12 protein-coding genes are annotated in these 16,956 nt (G+C 67.0%); 5 read left to right on the top strand and 7 right to left on the bottom strand.

The window, feature by feature from the left end; translation table 11 throughout:
- Positions 1-171: 171 nt before the first annotated feature.
- Genes ABE546_RS18325 through ABE546_RS18310 form a run of 4 tightly spaced genes read right to left on the bottom strand, consistent with a single transcriptional unit; the run spans position 172 to position 4,877 of the window.
- A complete protein-coding gene (locus tag ABE546_RS18325) occupies positions 172-1,743 on the bottom strand; it encodes a DHA2 family efflux MFS transporter permease subunit (protein ID WP_176989939.1) in 1,572 nt (523 codons plus the stop codon).
- Between the two features lie 7 nt (positions 1,744-1,750).
- Positions 1,751-2,932: a multidrug efflux MFS transporter periplasmic adaptor subunit EmrA gene (emrA, locus tag ABE546_RS18320; RefSeq protein ID WP_123728786.1), complete on the bottom strand. Its 1,182-nt coding sequence runs from the start codon at positions 2,930-2,932 to the stop codon at positions 1,751-1,753.
- A gap of 11 nt (positions 2,933-2,943) precedes the next feature.
- On the bottom strand, positions 2,944-4,428 hold the full coding sequence (locus ABE546_RS18315) for an efflux transporter outer membrane subunit (RefSeq protein ID WP_346464647.1): 1,485 nt from the start codon (positions 4,426-4,428) through the stop codon (positions 2,944-2,946).
- 5 nt (positions 4,429-4,433) lie between these two features.
- Positions 4,434-4,877: a MarR family transcriptional regulator gene (locus tag ABE546_RS18310; protein WP_088433075.1), complete on the bottom strand. Its 444-nt coding sequence runs from the start codon at positions 4,875-4,877 to the stop codon at positions 4,434-4,436.
- 143 nt (positions 4,878-5,020) lie between these two features.
- On the opposite strand from ABE546_RS18310, the gene ABE546_RS18305 reads away from it, so the two are divergent.
- Positions 5,021-5,899 (top strand): helix-turn-helix transcriptional regulator, encoded by an 879-nt coding sequence (locus tag ABE546_RS18305; RefSeq protein ID WP_346464646.1) that lies wholly within the window; start codon positions 5,021-5,023, stop codon positions 5,897-5,899.
- Positions 5,900-5,957: 58 nt separating this feature from the next.
- Entirely contained in the window at positions 5,958-8,201 is a 2,244-nt protein-coding gene (gene parC / locus ABE546_RS18300; protein WP_346464645.1) for a DNA topoisomerase IV subunit A, read from the top strand.
- A 247-nt stretch (positions 8,202-8,448) separates the two neighbouring features.
- On the opposite strand, the gene bfr is transcribed toward parC, so the two are convergent.
- A complete protein-coding gene (gene bfr, locus ABE546_RS18295) occupies positions 8,449-8,937 on the bottom strand; it encodes a bacterioferritin (RefSeq protein WP_346464644.1) in 489 nt (162 codons plus the stop codon).
- Positions 8,938-9,091: 154 nt separating this feature from the next.
- Here bfr and ABE546_RS18290 point away from each other — a divergent pair, with 154 nt between their 5' ends.
- Positions 9,092-11,437, top strand: coding sequence for a penicillin acylase family protein (locus ABE546_RS18290; RefSeq protein WP_346464643.1), 2,346 nt, complete (start codon positions 9,092-9,094; stop codon positions 11,435-11,437).
- A gap of 27 nt (positions 11,438-11,464) precedes the next feature.
- On the opposite strand, the gene ABE546_RS18285 is transcribed toward ABE546_RS18290, so the two are convergent.
- Positions 11,465-12,847: a cation:proton antiporter gene (locus ABE546_RS18285; RefSeq protein WP_346464642.1), complete on the bottom strand. Its 1,383-nt coding sequence runs from the start codon at positions 12,845-12,847 to the stop codon at positions 11,465-11,467.
- Between the two features lie 87 nt (positions 12,848-12,934).
- Positions 12,935-14,626 (bottom strand): asparagine synthase B, encoded by a 1,692-nt coding sequence (gene asnB, locus ABE546_RS18280; RefSeq protein WP_346464641.1) that lies wholly within the window; start codon positions 14,624-14,626, stop codon positions 12,935-12,937.
- A gap of 370 nt (positions 14,627-14,996) precedes the next feature.
- Between asnB and ABE546_RS18275 the strand changes: the two genes are divergently transcribed.
- Together ABE546_RS18275 and ABE546_RS18270 are read left to right on the top strand one after the other, a co-directional pair.
- Complete coding sequence (locus tag ABE546_RS18275) at positions 14,997-15,875, top strand: tetratricopeptide repeat protein (RefSeq protein ID WP_346464640.1); 879 nt, start codon at positions 14,997-14,999, stop codon at positions 15,873-15,875.
- 251 nt (positions 15,876-16,126) lie between these two features.
- Positions 16,127-16,810, top strand: a complete 684-nt coding sequence (locus tag ABE546_RS18270; RefSeq protein WP_313217733.1) for a pentapeptide repeat-containing protein — start codon at positions 16,127-16,129, stop codon at positions 16,808-16,810.
- Positions 16,811-16,956: the final 146 nt, after the last annotated feature.

The raw sequence follows: 16,956 nt of genomic DNA, 5'->3' as shown, positions 1-16,956 counted from the left end.
CTAGCTTCAGGTGCTAGCGGGGGCAACTTCGTGGAGGTTCGAGTCCTCTCCTGGGCACCATGACTCAGAAAATGATCAAACCCGCGCAAGCGGGTTTTTTCGTTTCTACCGTCCGGTAACAAAAAAAACCCCGCCTTTCAGCGGGGTTTTTCGTTTCAACGTATCACGTGCTCAGTGCCCACCGGCCGAGGCAGCGCCCGCCCCTGCACCGAACGGCGGCTTGGCCAGCCACAGGAAGGCGATGATGGCCAGGAAGATCCAGCCCAGCAGGAAGAAGATGTCGTTGAAACCCATCTGCGAGGCCTGGTGGTTGATCATGTTGTTGAGCGCCGCCGCGCCATGCTGCAGGTCGCCCTGCCCCATCGCGGTCACCTGGTCCTGCATGCCGGGGGTGTAACCGGAGATGTGCTCGGTCAGATGCGCATGGTGCTCCTGGGTACGGCGTGCCCACAGCCATGTCGTCAGCGAGGCGGCGAAGCTGCCGCCCAGCGTGCGCAGGAAGGTGGCCAGGCCGGAACCGGCGGCGATCTCGCGACCGTCCAGATCCGACAGCAGGATCTGCAGCACCGGCATGAAGAACAACGCCACGCCGATACCCATGATCAGCTGGATGCCGGCCACGTGGCCGAAGTCCACCTGCAGGTTGAAGCCCGAGCGCAGGAAGCTGGTGAAGGACAGGAAGATGAAGGCGATCGTGGCCAGCATGCGCATGTCGAACCGCGAGGCGTACTTGCCCACGAACGGCGTCATGATCACCGGCAACACGCCGATCGGCGCGGTCGCCAGGCCGGCCCAGATCGCGGTGTAGCCCATGTCACGCTGCAGCCATTGCGGAATCAGCAGCGCCACGCTGAAGAAGGCCGCGTAGGCCACCACCATCGCCAGCGTCCCGGCGCGGAAGTTGCGGTGCCGGAACAGGCGCAGATCGACGATGGGATCCTTGTCGGTCAGTTCCCAGATCAGGAACACCGCCAGCGCCACCACCGACACACAGGCCAGCACGACGATCTTGGTCGAACTGAACCAGTCTTCGTCGTTGCCCAGATCGAGCACCAGCTGCAGCGCGCCCACGCCGATCACCAGGGTGATCAGGCCGACGTAATCCATCTTCGGCTTTTCGACGTGTTCGGGGCGCCCCTTGAGCTGGTTGCCCACCACCAGCGCCGCGAAGATGCCGAGTGGCACGTTGATCAGGAAGATCCATTCCCAACTGTAGTTGTCGGTGATCCAGCCACCGAGGATCGGGCCGGCGATCGGCGCGACCACGGTGATCATGGCCAGCAACGCCAGCGCCTGCCCGCGCTTCTCGCGCGGATAGAGCGAGACCAGCAGGCTCTGCGTGATGGGGTACATCGGGCCGGCGACGAAGCCCTGGATGGCACGTGAAACGACCAGCATGCCCATGCTCTGGGCCAGGCCGCACAGCAGCGAAGCCAGGGTAAAGGCCAGCGTGGCCCACACGAACAGCTTGGTCTCGCCGAAGCGCCGGCTGAGGTAGCCGGTCAGCGGCAGCGCGATGGCGGTGCTGACCGCGAACGAGGTGATGACCCAGGTGGCCTGCTGCGAACTGGCGCCGAGATTGCCGGCGATGGTCGGCAACGAGACGTTGGCGATGGTGGTGTCCAGGACCTGCATGAACGAGGCCATCGCCAGGCCTGCGGTGCACAGGGCGACGTTGGCCGGCCGGAAGGCCGTGCCGGGGGCCGCGGGGGCGCCCGGTGCGGCGGGAGCTTGTGCGGACATGGTGGCCTCAGCTCGCCTTGCCCTGCTGCGGCAGGTTGCGCTGGATGATCTGGTGGATCACATCGTCAGCGCTGTGCAGCTGCTTGGCGTAGACGTCGGTATCGAACACCTGGCCCTTGGCGATGTCGGTCGGCAGCACGGTGCCCTTCTGGTCACGCAGGCTCACTTCGGCCTTGATCGACAGACCGATGCGCAGCGGATGCTCGGCCAGCTGCTTGGCATCGATGGCGATGCGCACCGGCACGCGCTGCACGATCTTGATCCAGTTGCCGCTGGCGTTCTGCGCCGGCAGCAGCGAGAACGCCGAACCGGTGCCCAGGCCGAGGCTGTCGATGCGGCCCTTGTAGGTCACATCGCCGCCGTACAGGTCCGAACGCAGCTCCACTTCCTGGCCCAGGCGCATGTGGCGCAGCTGGGTTTCCTTGAAGTTGGCTTCCACCCACATCTGCTCGGTCGGCACCACGGCCATCAGGGCATTGCCCGGCTGCACGCGCTGGCCGACCTGCACCGAACGACGCGCCACGTAACCGGTGACCGGCGCGACGATGCCGGCGCGGGCATTGTTGAGGTAGGCCTGGCGCAGCTGCGCGGCAGCAGCCTGCACGTCGGGCTGGGTGGCGATCACGGTGTCATCGACCAGCGCGTTGCTCTGCTCGAAGGTCTCGCGCGAACCGGCCACGGCGGCTTCGGCAGCCGCCAGCTCGGTGCGGGCGTGCGCCAGTTCTTCGTTGGAGATCGCGCCGCTGCTGGCCAGGTCCTTACGACGGTTGAAGTCCTCGCGCACGCGCTTGAGGGTGACCTGGCGCGCGTTCAATTCAGCCTGGGCCCCTTCCACGCTGCGGTACAGACCGCGCACCTGGCGGACCGTCTTGGCGAGGTTGGCTTCGGCCTGCTGCAGGGCCACTTCGGTGTCGGCCGGGTCCAGCTGGACCAGCAGCTGGCCGCGCTCGACGCGCATGCCGTCATCGGCGTTGATCCCGACCACGGTGCCGCTGATCAGCGGGGTGATCTGGACCTGGTTGCCCTGCACGTAGGCATCGTCGGTTTCTTCGAACCAGCGGCCGAACATGAAGTACCACAGGGCCAGCGCGGCCAGCAGCAGCACCACGATGACCAGCAGGCCGCGCAGCAGCTTGCCACGACGGGAGGGAGCTGCCTTCTCGGCAGCGGGAGCGGAGGTCTGACTCATGGGGATGACTCTCAGGAATGCGAGGATTCGGGGGTGGCGGCGACCGTGGCGGCATCGCTGGTCGGGGTGAAGCCACCGCCCAACGCCTGGCTCAGGCGGACCGAAACAAGGATCTGACGCGACTGCAGTTCGGCCAGCCGCTGCTGGGAGACCAGCAACTGCTCTTCGACGCTGAGCACATCCAGGTAGCTGCCGATGCCGGCGCGGTAGCGCTGTTCGGCCAGATCATGGGCGGCACGTGCGGTGCTGACGGCCTGGGCCTGGGCACTGGCCTGATCGGCCAGTGAGCGCACCGCATTGACCTGGTCGGCAACATCGCGCAGCGCGTTGAGCACGGACTGGTTGTAGTCAGCCACGGCCAGGTCGTATTGCGCGTCGGTCTTGCCCAGGTTGGCGCGCAGGCGGCCACCGTCGAAGATCGGCAGACTCAGTGCCGGGCCGAGGAAGGCGAACGTCGAGCCACTCTTGAGCAGCTGGTCCACTTCACTGGAAACCACGCCACCCAGGGCGGTCAGGTTGAGGCTGGGATAGAACGCGGCCTTGGCCGCGTGGATCTCGCGGTTGGCTGCTTCCACGCGCCAGCGCGCGGCGACGATGTCCGGGCGACGGCCGAGCAGTTCGCTCGGCAGCACGCCGGGCAGCTGCAGGGCCAGCGGGTTCAACACCTGCGGGCGCACGATCTGCAGGCCCCGGTCGGGGCCCTGCCCGACCAGCGCGGCGAGCGCGGTGCGGGCTTCGTCGATCTGCTGCTGCGCGGCCTGCTGTTGCTGCTGCGCGGCCGGAATACGGGCTTCGGCCTGGCGGGTCTGCAGGTCACTGTCGATGCCAGCGGCGCGCCGCTGACGGGTCAGGTCCAGGGTCTTCTGCGAGCGCGCCAGTTCTTCGCTGGCCACGTCATGCAGCGTCCATGCGTAACCGAGCTGTGCATACGCCTCGGCGATGGCGGCCGAGAGATTCAGGCGTGCGGCCTGGGCGTCCACTTCGGCGGCATGACCGCTGTCCACGGCCGCTTCCCAGGCGGCGCGCTTGCCACCCCACAGGTCGATGCCGTAGCTGAAGCTCAGGTAGGCCTGGCCGCTGCCGGCATAGCTGCCACCGAGCTCGTCGCCGACCATCGATTCGGGCAGGCGTACGCCGGTGTAGCCACCGGAGGCGGAGACGCTGGGCAGGCGGTCGGCGCGGGCGGTGCCGATCTGGGCACGCGCCTGGCGCAGGCGTGCATCGGCCGCGTCCAGCCCCGGATTGCGCTGCAGGCCTTCGGCGATCAACGCGTCCAGCTGCGGATCGCCCAGCGCGCGCCACCAGTCCGTGGCTGGCCAGCCGGGCTGGCTCAGGCCGTTGCCGGCCAGGGTGCGCTGGGCCTGCAGGCTGTCGGCATCCAGCAGACGGCCCTGCGGCTCCAGGCCGCGGCTGCTGGCACACGCGGCCAGCGCAAGCGCCAGCGCGGAGACCAGCACCGGCCGCAGTGGGCGCAGTGAATAAGAACGTTCAAACATGGAAGTCATGGCGTTACCAGTGAGTCGCGTACACGGGTCATGAGGGAAAGCAGCTGCGCGCGTTCGTCCGGAGACAGATCACGCATGGCGTCGTCGATGGTCTGGTCGCCCCGCTGTTTGAGGCGGGCCCACAACTGGCGGCCCGGCTCGGTCAGCACGATCTGCAGCGCCCGTCGGTCCTGGGCGTGCGGCTCGCGCCGCACGCAGTCCAAGGCTTCCAGCTTGTCCAGCAGGCGGGTGACCGCGCTGGGCACCTGGTCCAGGGCCTGGGCCAACTCGTTGGCGGTGCACGGGGCACGCGCCGCGAGTACCTTCAGACCGAGATAGTGGGTGAAGCCAATACCGAGGTTTTCCTCGGCCATCGACGTGTCTAGCTGACGGACCAGGCCATCGCGCACTTGGCGCAGCAGGAGTCCGAAGCTGGGGGGATGGGCATCAGGGCAGATCATGGGTGAGCATTCTCTTCCAAAAAATATATTTCTCAATAGAAATATTCAATCTGGAACCAAATGCTGTGTTGCAGCAATCAGGACAATGGGGAGGTCGCTACCTTAATGGCGCCCGCCACTGGCCGGGTATTACAATTTGGACAATGGATAACACTTTCAGGCCAGCGCTGGAGACCGACGCCACCCAGATGATCCGCAACCAGGTCCTGGACTGGTTCGAACGGGACGACGGGCTGGGCGTGCTCGGCTTCCGCATCGAGAGCCCCAAGGGGCTGGAACGCGAGATCGACTGGCACCAGCACCGGCGCGCCCAGCTGATCTGCGTGGAGGCCGGGCTGCTGACCACCCGCACCCGCCACGGCACCTGGTCGCTGCCACCGGGCTGTGCCGGCTGGATGCCGCCGGGCGAGCCGCATACGGTGGATATCTGCGGGCCGCTGCGTGGCTGGGGCGTGATCGTGAGCGCACCGATGGCCTGTGACCTGCCCGACGAACCCTGCGTGCTGGCCATTTCCGATCTCCTGCAGGCGCTTTCGCTGCGCGTCACCGCGTGGGTGCCCGCGGCCGAGCCGAGCCTGCGCCAGCAGCACATGATCGAGGTCCTGCTGGACGAGATCCGCAATGCGCCGCGCCAGCGCATGCACCTGCCGATGCCGCAGGACCGGCGCCTGCTGCGGATCGCCTCGCAGCTGATCGCCGACCCGGCCGACGGCCGCAGCCTGGAGCAATGGGCCCGGTGGGCCGGGCTGTCGCCGCGTACACTGACCCGGCACTTCCGCGATGAAACCACGCTCAGCTTTGCGCAATGGCGCCAGCAGGCCCGGCTGGCCGAGGGGCTGCGCCGGCTGTCCGATGGCCAGAGCGTGTCCGATATCGCGCACGAACTGGGGTTCAGCAGCCCCAGCGCCTTCGTCACCGTGTTCCGCCGCCACTTCGGCAGCCCGCCCGGGCGCTATCTGGCGCGCAGCGGACACCCCCTGAACCCATCACGCGGCTTGGCATCCCCGGCCGCATCCGGATAATCATCCGCCTGCGAGGGCGACAGCCGTCGCCGTCCCTTGCCACAGGTAACAATCCCGCATGACCGATCTTGCCCGCCCCGCGTTCCACGGCTTTGAACAGCTGCCCCTGCGCGAGTACGCCGAACGGGCGTACCTGGACTACTCGATGTACGTGGTGCTCGACCGCGCACTGCCGTTCCTCGGCGACGGTCTCAAGCCGGTGCAGCGCCGCATCATCTATGCGATGAGCGAGCTGGGCCTGAATGCCGCCTCCAAGCCGAAGAAGTCCGCGCGTACCGTCGGTGACGTGATCGGCAAGTACCACCCGCATGGCGACAGCGCCTGCTACGAAGCGCTGGTGCTGATGGCCCAGCCGTTCTCGTACCGCTACCCGCTGATCGAAGGCCAGGGCAACTTCGGCTCGACCGATGATCCCAAGTCGTTCGCGGCGATGCGCTACACCGAGTCCAAGCTGACCCCGATCGCCGAAGTGCTGCTGGGCGAGATCAACCAGGGCACCACCGACTGGACGCCGAACTTCGACGGCACGCTGGAAGAGCCGACCTGGATGCCGGCGCGCCTGCCGCACCTGCTGCTCAATGGCACCACCGGCATCGCCGTGGGCATGGCCACCGACGTGCCGCCGCACAACCTCAACGAGATCGTCAGCGCGCTGCTGCACCTGCTCGATGACCCGGATGCGACGGTCACCGACCTGTGCGAGCACGTGAAGGGGCCGGACTATCCGAGCTTCGCCGAGATCATCACCCCGATCGCCGATCTGCGCACCATGTATGAGACCGGCTACGGCAGCGTGCGGGCGCGTTCCACCTTCCTGAAGGAGAACGGCAACATCGTGGTCAACGCGCTGCCGTTCCAGGTGTCGCCGTCGAAGGTGATCGAGCAGATCGCCGCGCAGATGCGCGCCAAGAAGCTGCCGTGGCTGGAGGACATCCGCGATGAGTCCGACCACGCCAACCCGGTGCGCGTGGTGCTGGTACCGCGCTCCAACCGCGTGGACGCCGAGCAGCTGATGGGCCACCTGTTCGCCACCACCGATCTGGAGCGCAGCTACCGGGTCAATCTCAATGTGATCGGCCTGGACGGCCGCCCGCAGGTCAAGAACCTCAAGACCCTGCTCAGCGAGTGGCTGCAGTTCCGCAGCACCACCGTGACCCGCCGCCTCAACCATCGCCTGCAGAAGGTCGAGCGCCGCCTGCATATGTTGGATGGCTTGCTGATCGCCTTCCTCAACCTGGATGAAGTGATCCACATCATCCGCACCGAGGACGAAGCCAAGCCGGCGCTGATCGCGCGCTTCGCGCTGAGCGAGGAACAGGCCGAGTACATCCTGGAAACCAAGCTGAAGCAGCTGGCCCGCCTGGAAGAGATGAAGATCCGCGGCGAGCAGGACGAGCTGGCCAAGGAGCGCGACAAGATCGTCGGCATCCTGGAGAGCAAGGCCAAGCTGAAGAAGCTGATCCGCGATGAGCTGGTGGCCGATGCCAAGAAGTTCGGCGATGACCGTCGTTCGCCGCTGGTGCAGCGTGGCGCGGCGCAGGCCATCGATGAAACCGAGCTGGTGCCGAGCGAGCCGATGACGGTGGTGCTCTCGGAGAAGGGCTGGATCCGTGCGGCCAAGGGCCACGACATGGACCCGTCCACCCTGTCCTACCGTGATGGCGATGCGCTGCTCGGTTCGGTGCGCGCACGCAGCACGCAGCAGGTGGCGTTCCTGGACAGCGAGGGCCGGGCCTATTCGACCCTGATCCACACCCTGCCCTCGGCCCGCGGCAACGGCGAACCGCTGACCGGTCGCTTCTCGCCGGCGCCGGGCAGCGCCTTCATGACCCTGGCCAGTGGCGAGAACAACACGCGCTTCGTGCTGGCCTCCACGCACGGCTATGGCTTCGTGACCCGCTTCGAGAACCTCACCGGCCGCAACAAGGCCGGCAAGGCGATGCTCAACCTGACCTCCGGCTCCAAGGTGCTGACCCCGGCCGTGGTGGCCAATCCGGAGACGGATCGCATCGTGGCCGTGACCAGCTCGGGCAACCTGCTGGCGATCGCGGCCAGCGACCTGCCGGAACTGGACAAGGGCAAGGGCAACAAGATCATCGACATCCCCAAGGCCAAGCTCGCGACCGAGCGCGTGGTCGCGGTGGTATCGGTGGCGCCGGGCAACACGCTGCTGGTGCGCAGCGGCCAGCGCACCATGAACCTGTCGTTCAAGGATCTGGACACCTACCTGGGCACCCGCGCGACCCGTGGCCACCTGCTGCCGCGTGGTTGGCAGAAGGTGGAAGGGCTGGCGGTGGAGTAAGCGTCGCGGTGCTGACGTGAATCGGAACGGCCGGGGAAACCCGGCCGTTTTTTTGTTGCACCCACAGAAAAGGCCGGGTTCCCCGGCCTTTCTGATCGTCTCAACGTCGGCTGGCTGGCAGAAGCTGGCAGGCGGACGAGGGTTCAGCCGCTGGCTGGCGAAGGCTGGCTGGCGTGCGGAACCCGATGCCGTGGCACCGGTAGTGCCGGCCGCTGGCCGGCTCCCCGGAAGACCGGAACGCACCCACTCAATGCGCAGCGGTGCCCTTCGCATCCATCTTGCTGGTCTGGTACAGCGCCAGGCCGATGCGCTTGATCAGGCCCAGCTGCTGCTCCAGCCACCAGGCGTGGTCTTCTTCGGTGTCCTTCAACTGCACCAGCAGCATGTCGCGGCTGACGTAGTCTTGATGCTGTTCGCACAGTTTCATGCCGGCGGCCAGGTTGTCACGGACGCTGTACTCGGTCTCCAGGTCCTTCTGCAGCATCTCTTCCACGGTCACGCCGGGCTCGAACCCATGCGGGCGCATGTCCGGGTCGCCGCCGAGGAAGAGAATCCGGCGCAGCAGCGCATCGGCGTGCTGGGTCTCTTCTTCCATTTCGTGGTTGAGGCGCTCATAGAGCGCGAACAGGCCCTGGTCTTCGTAGCGGCGCGAATGGATGAAGTACTGGTCGCGCGCGGCCAACTCGCCACGCAGCAGTTCCTTCAAGCAGGCGATGACGTCCGGGTTGCCTTTCATGGGGGGTGCTCCTGATGAATCAATGCGCGCATGGTGCCCTATCTAAAATTCCGGTGATCTAATCGGAATCAGTTGCAGTTGCGTATCGCTCGGCGTGCACAGGGCGTTCACGCCTCCCCTACAATCGAACCACACCTACAAGGGGATGCGCAGGATGCGGCATTGGCTGAAGCGGTTGGTCTGGGGGGTGCTGATACTGACGCTGGCGACGGTTTTCATGGTGTGGTGGCTGCTGCGTGGCAGCCTGCCCATGCTGGAAGGCAAGCAGGCCATGACCGGCCTCGCGGCGCCCGTGAACATCACCCGTGACGCGCTGGGCGTGGTCACCATCGAGGCCGGAAGCCAGGTCGATGCGATGCGGGCGCTGGGGCTGGTGCATGCGCAGGAGCGTTACTTCGAGATGGACCTGGTGCGCCGGACCGCGGCTGGCGAGTTGGCCGAGCTGTTCGGGCCGGCGGCGATCGAGATGGACAAGCGCATGCGGGTGCACCGGCTGCGGGCGCGAACCGAGGCCCATCTGGATGTTGCCATGGGCAGCAGCGCCACTGCCTTACAGGCCTATGTGGATGGCATCAACCAAGGCGTCGCGGATCTTCGGGTACGGCCTTGGCCCTATCTGCTGCTGCGCCAGACGCCCGCCCCGTGGCGTGCCGAAGACAGCGTGCTGACCGGGCTGGCGATGTATGCCGACCTGCAGGACCCGACCAATCAGAACGAACTGGCGATGGCGCGGGTCCGCGCGGTGGTGCCACCGGCACTGTATGCGCTGCTCAGCCACGATGGCAGCGAATGGGATGCCCCCCTGTTCGGCGCGGCGCGCGGCAACGCACCGCTACCGGACGCCACTGCGCTCAACCTGCGACAACCCGATACGGCGCAGGCAACCCGCGCCGCCACGGCCGGTCATCTGGACCCCGACGTGCTGGGCAGCAACAACTTCGCCGTGTCCGGTGCATTGACCGCGGACGGTCGCGCCATCGTCGCCGACGACATGCACCTGGGACTGCGCGCGCCGAATCTCTGGTTCCGGGTACGGCTGCGCTATCCCGATCCGCAGGCACCCGACGGCCGCGTTGATGTCAGTGGCTTCTCGCTGCCCGGCCTACCGGCCATCGTGGTCGGCAGCAACGGGCACGTGGCCTGGGGCTTCACCAACAGCTACATCGACACCGCCGATTTCCGCAGCGTGCCCGCCAATGCGCCGGGCATCACCACGCATGAGGAGCGTATCCGCGTCGCCGGTCAAGCGCCGGTGACGCTGCGGGTGCGCGAGACCGACTGGGGGCCGCTGCTGCACACACAGCCGGACGGCAGTGGCGAGGCCCTGCGCTGGACGGCGCAGCTTCCCGGTGCGATAAAACTGGACTTCGCCGAGATGGCGCGCGCGGCGACGCTTGAGGAGGCCTTCCACGTAGCCGACCGCAGCGGCATTCCGGCACAGAATCTGGTGATCGCTGACCGCAGCGGTCGCATCGCCTGGCGGTTGATCGGCACACGCCCTGACCGCGCTGCGGACTGCCCGCCGAGCGGCAATACGACCACAGCACCTGCAAGCTGCACGCCTTGGGCGATCCGCAGCGATGGCTCGCCTGCATTGATCGATCCACCCACGCATCGGCTGTGGACCGCCAACGGCCGCGTGCTCGACGGGGACGCCTTGGCCATTGCCGGAAATGGTGGTTACGACCTCGGTGCACGCGGGCGGCAGATCCGCGATGGCCTGATGGCGAAGGAGCGCTTCACCGAAGCCGACCTGCTGGCGATCCAGCTCGATGATCGCGCCCTGTTGCTCACGCGCTGGTGGCACCTGCTGCGCGAGGTTGTCACCGCCAGCGGCGACCCTGCCCTGCAGCGGCTTGAAGTCGCCACCCGGCGATGGGAAGGCCATGCGGCCGTCGATTCGGTCAGCTACCGGATCACCCGCGGTTTCCGCGGGATGCTGATCGACCGCGTTGGCGAAGGCCTGCTCGCGCCAGCGAAAGCACAACTCGGGGACGCGTATCTGGAGCCGCGGCTGGGGCAGTTCGAAGGCGTATTGTGGCCATTGGTGAACGAGCGGCCGGCACATCTGCTGCCGCCCCCGTATGCCAGCTGGACTGCGCTGTTGACCGATACCGCCAAGGCCCTGGAGGCAGACCTGAGCAGTCAGGGACCGCTGGACGCGCGTACGTGGGGCGAACGCAACACCGCCACGATCTGTCACCCGGTCCGTCGCGCCCTGCCCAGCCTCGCCGGACGATGGCTGTGCATGCCCACCGATCCGTTGCCCGGCGACCGCGACATGCCCCGCGTGCAGGGGCCCGCGTTTGGGGCGTCGCAGCGGATGGTGGTGTCCCCCGGCCACGAAAGCGAGGGCTTGATCCACATGCCCGGTGGGCAGAGCGGTCACCCGCTGTCTCCCTTCTGGGGCGCCGGACACGACGCCTGGGTGAAGGGAGCACCTACCCCGTTCCTGCCGGGCGAGACCGCGTATACGCTGACGCTGGTTCCCGCGAAATGATCAGGGGCGGTAGCGGCCCTTACGGGCCTACCGCCGCTTCCAACGCTCCATCGCATTCAGCAATGGCCCGGTCATGGCCGTGGTCACCAGGGCCATGATCACCAGCACGGCAAACAGGCGGTCGCCGAGGAAGCCCAGCTCGTAGCCCAGGTTAAGCACGATCAGCTCCATCAGGCCGCGGGTGTTCATCAGGGCCCCCAGCTTCCAGGCTTCATGATTGTCCATACCGGCGCTGCGCGCGGCGCTCCAGGTGCCGATCAGTTTGCCCAGCGTGGCGACCGCGATCACGATCAGGCACAGCACCAGGTCGCTGGCCTGCAGTGCATCGGCGCGCATGCGCAGGCCGGTCATGGCGAAGAACAGCGGCAGCAGCAATGTGACCGCGAACGGCTCGACACGCTCGGCCACGGTATGCCGCAAGGTGGCGTTGCCCGAGACCGCCACGCCCGCCGCGAACGCGCCGAACAGCGCGTGGATGCCCAGCATTTCGGTGACCAAGGCGCAGCCCAGCGCCATCAACAGCATGATCAGCAGCCAGCGCCCTTCCTGGCCCGGTGCGATCACCAGGCGCGAGAACCACGGGCGCACCACGCCCAGCATCAGCGCGACGAAGGCGACCACGCAGACCAGGTTGATCGTCGCGGGCACCCAGCCCTGCGATTGCGCGGCAGCGACGATCAGGGCCAGCAGGCACCATGCGGTGGCATCACCGAGCGCGGCGCAGGCGATCGCGGTCTGGCCCAGCGGCGTGCCGGTCATGCCACGGTCGGCCAGGATGCGCAGCAGCACGGGGAACGCCGTGATGCTCAATGAAATACCCACGAACAAGGCGAAGCCGGTGAAGCCCACACCCGGTGGTGCGTGCGCCCCGTACAGCCAGATCGCCAGCCCCACGCCCAGCAAGAACGGCACCGCGATACCGGCATGACTGACCACGAAGGCGAAACGACGACGCCCCCGCAGCCCGCCCAGATCCAGCTCCGCCCCGGCGACCAGCAGGAACATCAGCACGCCGAGCTGGCTGAGCAGGCCGAGCGAGCCAAGCGAGGCTGCGGGGAACAGCACGCCATGCACCTGGGGCAACACGGCGCCCAGCACCAGCGGCCCCATCATCAGGCCGGCCGCCATCTCACCGATCACCCCCGGCTGGCCCAGGCGACGGAACACCCAGCCCGCGCCCTTGGCGACCATCAGCAACACCAGCAACTGCAACAGGAACAGACCGAGCGGCGCATGCAGATGCGCGGCCCAGTCGGCCCCCAGCGACGACTCTGCACGGGCCACCTGTGCGGTCACGGCCGGGCCGGCAAACCGCGCCAGGCCCAGGCCGATCACCAGCGGCAACGCCACCCAGCCCAGGTAGCGCCAGGCCAGGCCGCTGCGACGCATGCCGGTGGTGTCAGAGTCCATGACCGATCCCCATCGATTGAAGGGGCGATTCTACGGGCTGCACGCGTCGCCACACCACCGCGGACGACGCGGCGGTGTGGCCATCGCTCAGGCCAGCGCCTGCTCGTGCACGCCGGCGATGGCGCGCCCGGAGGGATCGGCCATCGCGGCAAAGCTGGCGTCCCACGCGATCGCCGCCGGCGAAGAGCATGCGATGGATTTGCCACCCGGTACGGTCTCCGCCGCCGCCTGGGTCGGGAAGTACTGCTCGAAGACGTGGCGGTAGAAGTAGGCTTCCTTGGTCTGCGGCGGGTTGTGCACGAAGCGCTTGTCCGCCGCGGCCATCACACGGTCACTGACCTGGGCCTCGGCATGTGCCTTGAGCCCGTCGATCCAGCCATAGCCGACGCCATCGCTGAACTGCTCCTTCTGGCGCCACAGGATCGAGTCCGGCAGGTAGCCTTCGAAGGCTTCGCGCAGCACCGCCTTCTCGATACGTCGCGTACCGGCAGGGCCCTGCCCGACCATCTTGTGCTTGGCATCGATGCGCATGGCCACATCGAGGAACTCGCGATCCAGGAACGGCACGCGCGGCTCCACGCCCCAGGCCATCATCGACTTGTTGGCGCGCAGGCAATCGTAGTTGTTGAGTGCATCGAGCTTGCGCACCAGCTCCTCATGGAACTCACGCGCGTTCGGCGCCTTGTGGAAGTACAGGTAGCCACCGAAGATCTCGTCGCTGCCCTCACCGGACAGCACCATTTTCACGCCCATCGCCTTGATCCGGCGCGCCAGCAGGAACATCGGCGTAGAGGCGCGGATGGTGGTGACGTCGTAGGTCTCTACATGACGGATCACTTCCGGCAGCGCATCCAGACCTTCTTCGAAGGTGTACTCGAAGCCGTGGTGCACGGTGCCAAGTGCTTCGGCGGCGATGGCGGCGGCGGCCAGATCCGGCGAGCCTTTCAGGCCGATCGCGAACGAATGCAGGCGCGGCCACCACGCTTCACTCTGATCACCATCTTCGACACGGTGGCGGGCGTAACGCGCGGCCACCGCCGCAACCAGCGACGAATCCAGACCACCGGACAGCAGCACGCCGTAGGGCACGTCGGTCATCAGCTGGCGGTGCACCGCACGCTCGAAGGCCTCACGCAGTTCGACGCGGTCGGCCTCGACGCCTTCGACCGCGTCGTAATCGCGCCACGGGCGTTCGTAGTAGCGGGTCAGCGTCTCGGTGGCGCTGTCATACCAGTGGCCGGGCGGGAACTGCGCTGCGTCAGCGCAGATGTCCACCAGCGACTTCAGCTCGGAGGCCACCACCAGGCGGCCGTCCTTGTCGTGGCCCCAGTACAGCGGTACCACGCCGATCGGATCACGGGCGATCAGCACGCGCTGCGCGGCGCGGTCCCACAACGCGAAAGCGAAGATGCCGTTGAGGCGGTTAAGGAACGAGGCCGGGCTGTCTTCGCGGTACAGGGCGTTGATCACCTCGCAGTCCGAGCCGGTCTGGAAGGCGTACGGCTGGGCCAGCTCGGCCTTCAGTTCGCGGTGGTTGTAGATTTCGCCGTTGACCGCCAGTGCCAGCCCGTCGTCTTCGGAGAGCAACGGCTGCGAGCCACCGGCGGGGTCGACGATGGCCAGGCGCTCGTGGACCAGGATGGCGCCGTCATCGACGTACACCCCGCTCCAGTCCGGGCCGCGATGGCGCTGGCGCTGCGACAGGTCCAGCGCATGGCGACGCAATGCGACGAGGTCATCGCCCGCCTGGAGGCCGAAAATACCGAAAATCGAACACATGGGAACAGCTCCTGATGATGGGGGAATACACGTATTGCAGGCATTCGACCGGCCACCCAGGCCCGGGAGGGGGTAAACCCGGGCCACAAAAAAACCCGCATCGGTCGATGCGGGTTTTCTGGGGTCCGGGCGTGTTGCTTGTACTAGCCCTGGTCGCAGTCCCGCATCGGCCGCGCACGATTATTCGCGCGCAGATTATTGCGGTTGGTATTGCTGACAGCGGTGGCCGGGAACGAGGACATGGACCGACCGTAACCGGGTTTGGGCGGCGGTGCAACTGTTGCGATGGCAACCAAACCGACCGCCGCGGACAACCCCGCGCTCCGGGGCCGGGCGATAATCACGGTCCTTCTGCACCCCCCTGGCTGGCATGACCGCTCGCATTGGACGCATCGCTACACGCCTGGGCGGCATCGCCCTGGCCCTTTCTCTCATCGCCTGCAGCAGCGCCCCGTCACGGACGCCTGCGAGCATCGTGCAGTCGATCGAGACCAAGGCGGCCGATGGCAGCTTCGACAGTGCCTGGGAGGCCGCCAGGACCTACGAGACCTTCAACGACCCGCGCGCCGTGACCTGGTACGAACGTGCCGCCGCCGTCACCCCGTGGAACTTCCACAACCCCCAGGCCGAAGAGGCCCTGGGCCGGATCTGGACCCACGGTGAGCTGCTGCATGGCACCGGCCCGAACATCCTGCAGGGCACTGCACTGCGCGCCTCACCGCGCAAGGCAGAGCGCTGGTATCGCGCCGCTGCCGAGCATGGCAACCCGATGGCGATGCTGATGCTGGCCAGGTTCCATCGCGAACGCGGTGAGGCGGCCAGCGCGCTGCGTTGGGACCTGCGCGCGACCATCTACCACCACATGCCGTCCGAATCCTCGCGGCTGCCGCAGGCGATCGCCGCGCAGCCGGAGGGCAGCCTGCATCCGCTGGTCGTCGACATCCAGCGGCGTGCGCAGCGCGGTGATGCCGACGCCCAGGTGGATCTGGGCGCGATGTACGAACTCGGGATGGGCCTGCCGCGCGATGGTATCGAGGCGCTGCGCTGGTATCGGCTGGCGGCCGACCAGGGCAATGTGTACGGGCAGTATTTCAGCGGCCTGCTGCTGGGCCGCGGCCGCGCCGGCGTGACACGTGATCTGGACGCGGCCGCAGGTTGGTTCGCCAAGGCCTACGCGCAGAAGTTCTACCTGGCCGGGGAAACGTACTGGCGCGAGCGGATCAAAGCGCCGTTCTGGACCTTCGGCTGACGCCGGATACCCGAAATTTCCGCCCCACCCGGTAGAGCCGACCGTTGGTCGGCTGCACGTGTCGCCCCACCCGGTAGAGCCGACCGTTGGTCGACTGCACGTGTCGCCCCACGGGTCGACATCAACGGCAGCCGACCAACGGTCGGCTCTACGTCGGTCCGAACATCGGCATGCGCGCCGGTGACGCTGTACACACTCCGCCGCTGCCTTCAAGACTGCCGCCTGCGCCGCCCATCACCCAGAATGGACGCATGAACACTGTCACCTTCCGCGATGAAACCCTCACCCGCGAGCGCATGCAGGCCATCATCGCCGCGCATCCGCGGGCAGCCGTGTTCGAGAACTGCACGTTCGATCATGGCGACTTCTCGCGGCTGGACATGGATGGGTACCAGTTCCATCAGTGCTCGGTCACCGGCGCGAGCTGGCTGGCGGCCTCACTGGAAGAAAGCCAGTGGACGAAGTGCCGCGGCAGCCAATGCGATTTCAGCTCGGCACTGCTCAGCGATGCGCGTTTCTCGCACTGCGATCTGAACAACAGTCACTGGCGCCGGGCAACGCTGTCCTCGGTGCAGTTCCAGGACTGCAAGCTGACGGGCGCGCACCTGCAGGAAGTGACCGGCTGGGCGCTGGAATTCCGCGATTGCCTGCTGGTCAGCGCGGACCTGCGCGGGATGTCCTTCCGCAAGGCGCAGCTGGAGGGCATGGATTTCTCCGAGGCCGAGCTGTCCGGCTGCGATTTCCGCGATGCGGTGTTCAACGGCGGCAGCCTGCGCAATGCACAGACGCGGTTGACGCGCTTTGAAGGCGCCGACCTGCGCGGCACCGACATCAGCGGGCTCAACGTGATGGACGCCAAGCTGTTCAAGAAAGCGGTGATTTCACAGCGGCAGGCGGCGGCCGCGTTGGCGTCATTCGGGTTGATCGTGGCGTAAGGGCGAACCGACCAACGGTCGGTTCCTACCCGGCCCGGTCGTTCCTGCCTCGCGTGGTCGGTTCCTGCCTGACCCGGTCGTTCGTCAGTGACGCGGTAGGCGCCGACCGTTGGTCGGCGCAGCACGTAAACCCGGTAGTGCCGGCC

This window comes from Stenotrophomonas sp. TWI377 (assembly GCF_039674525.1).
In the GTDB taxonomy this organism is placed as follows: Bacteria; Pseudomonadota; Gammaproteobacteria; order Xanthomonadales; family Xanthomonadaceae; genus Stenotrophomonas.
The sequence above is the reverse complement of the archived record's forward strand: the minus strand, read 5'-3'. Positions and strand labels throughout refer to the sequence as shown.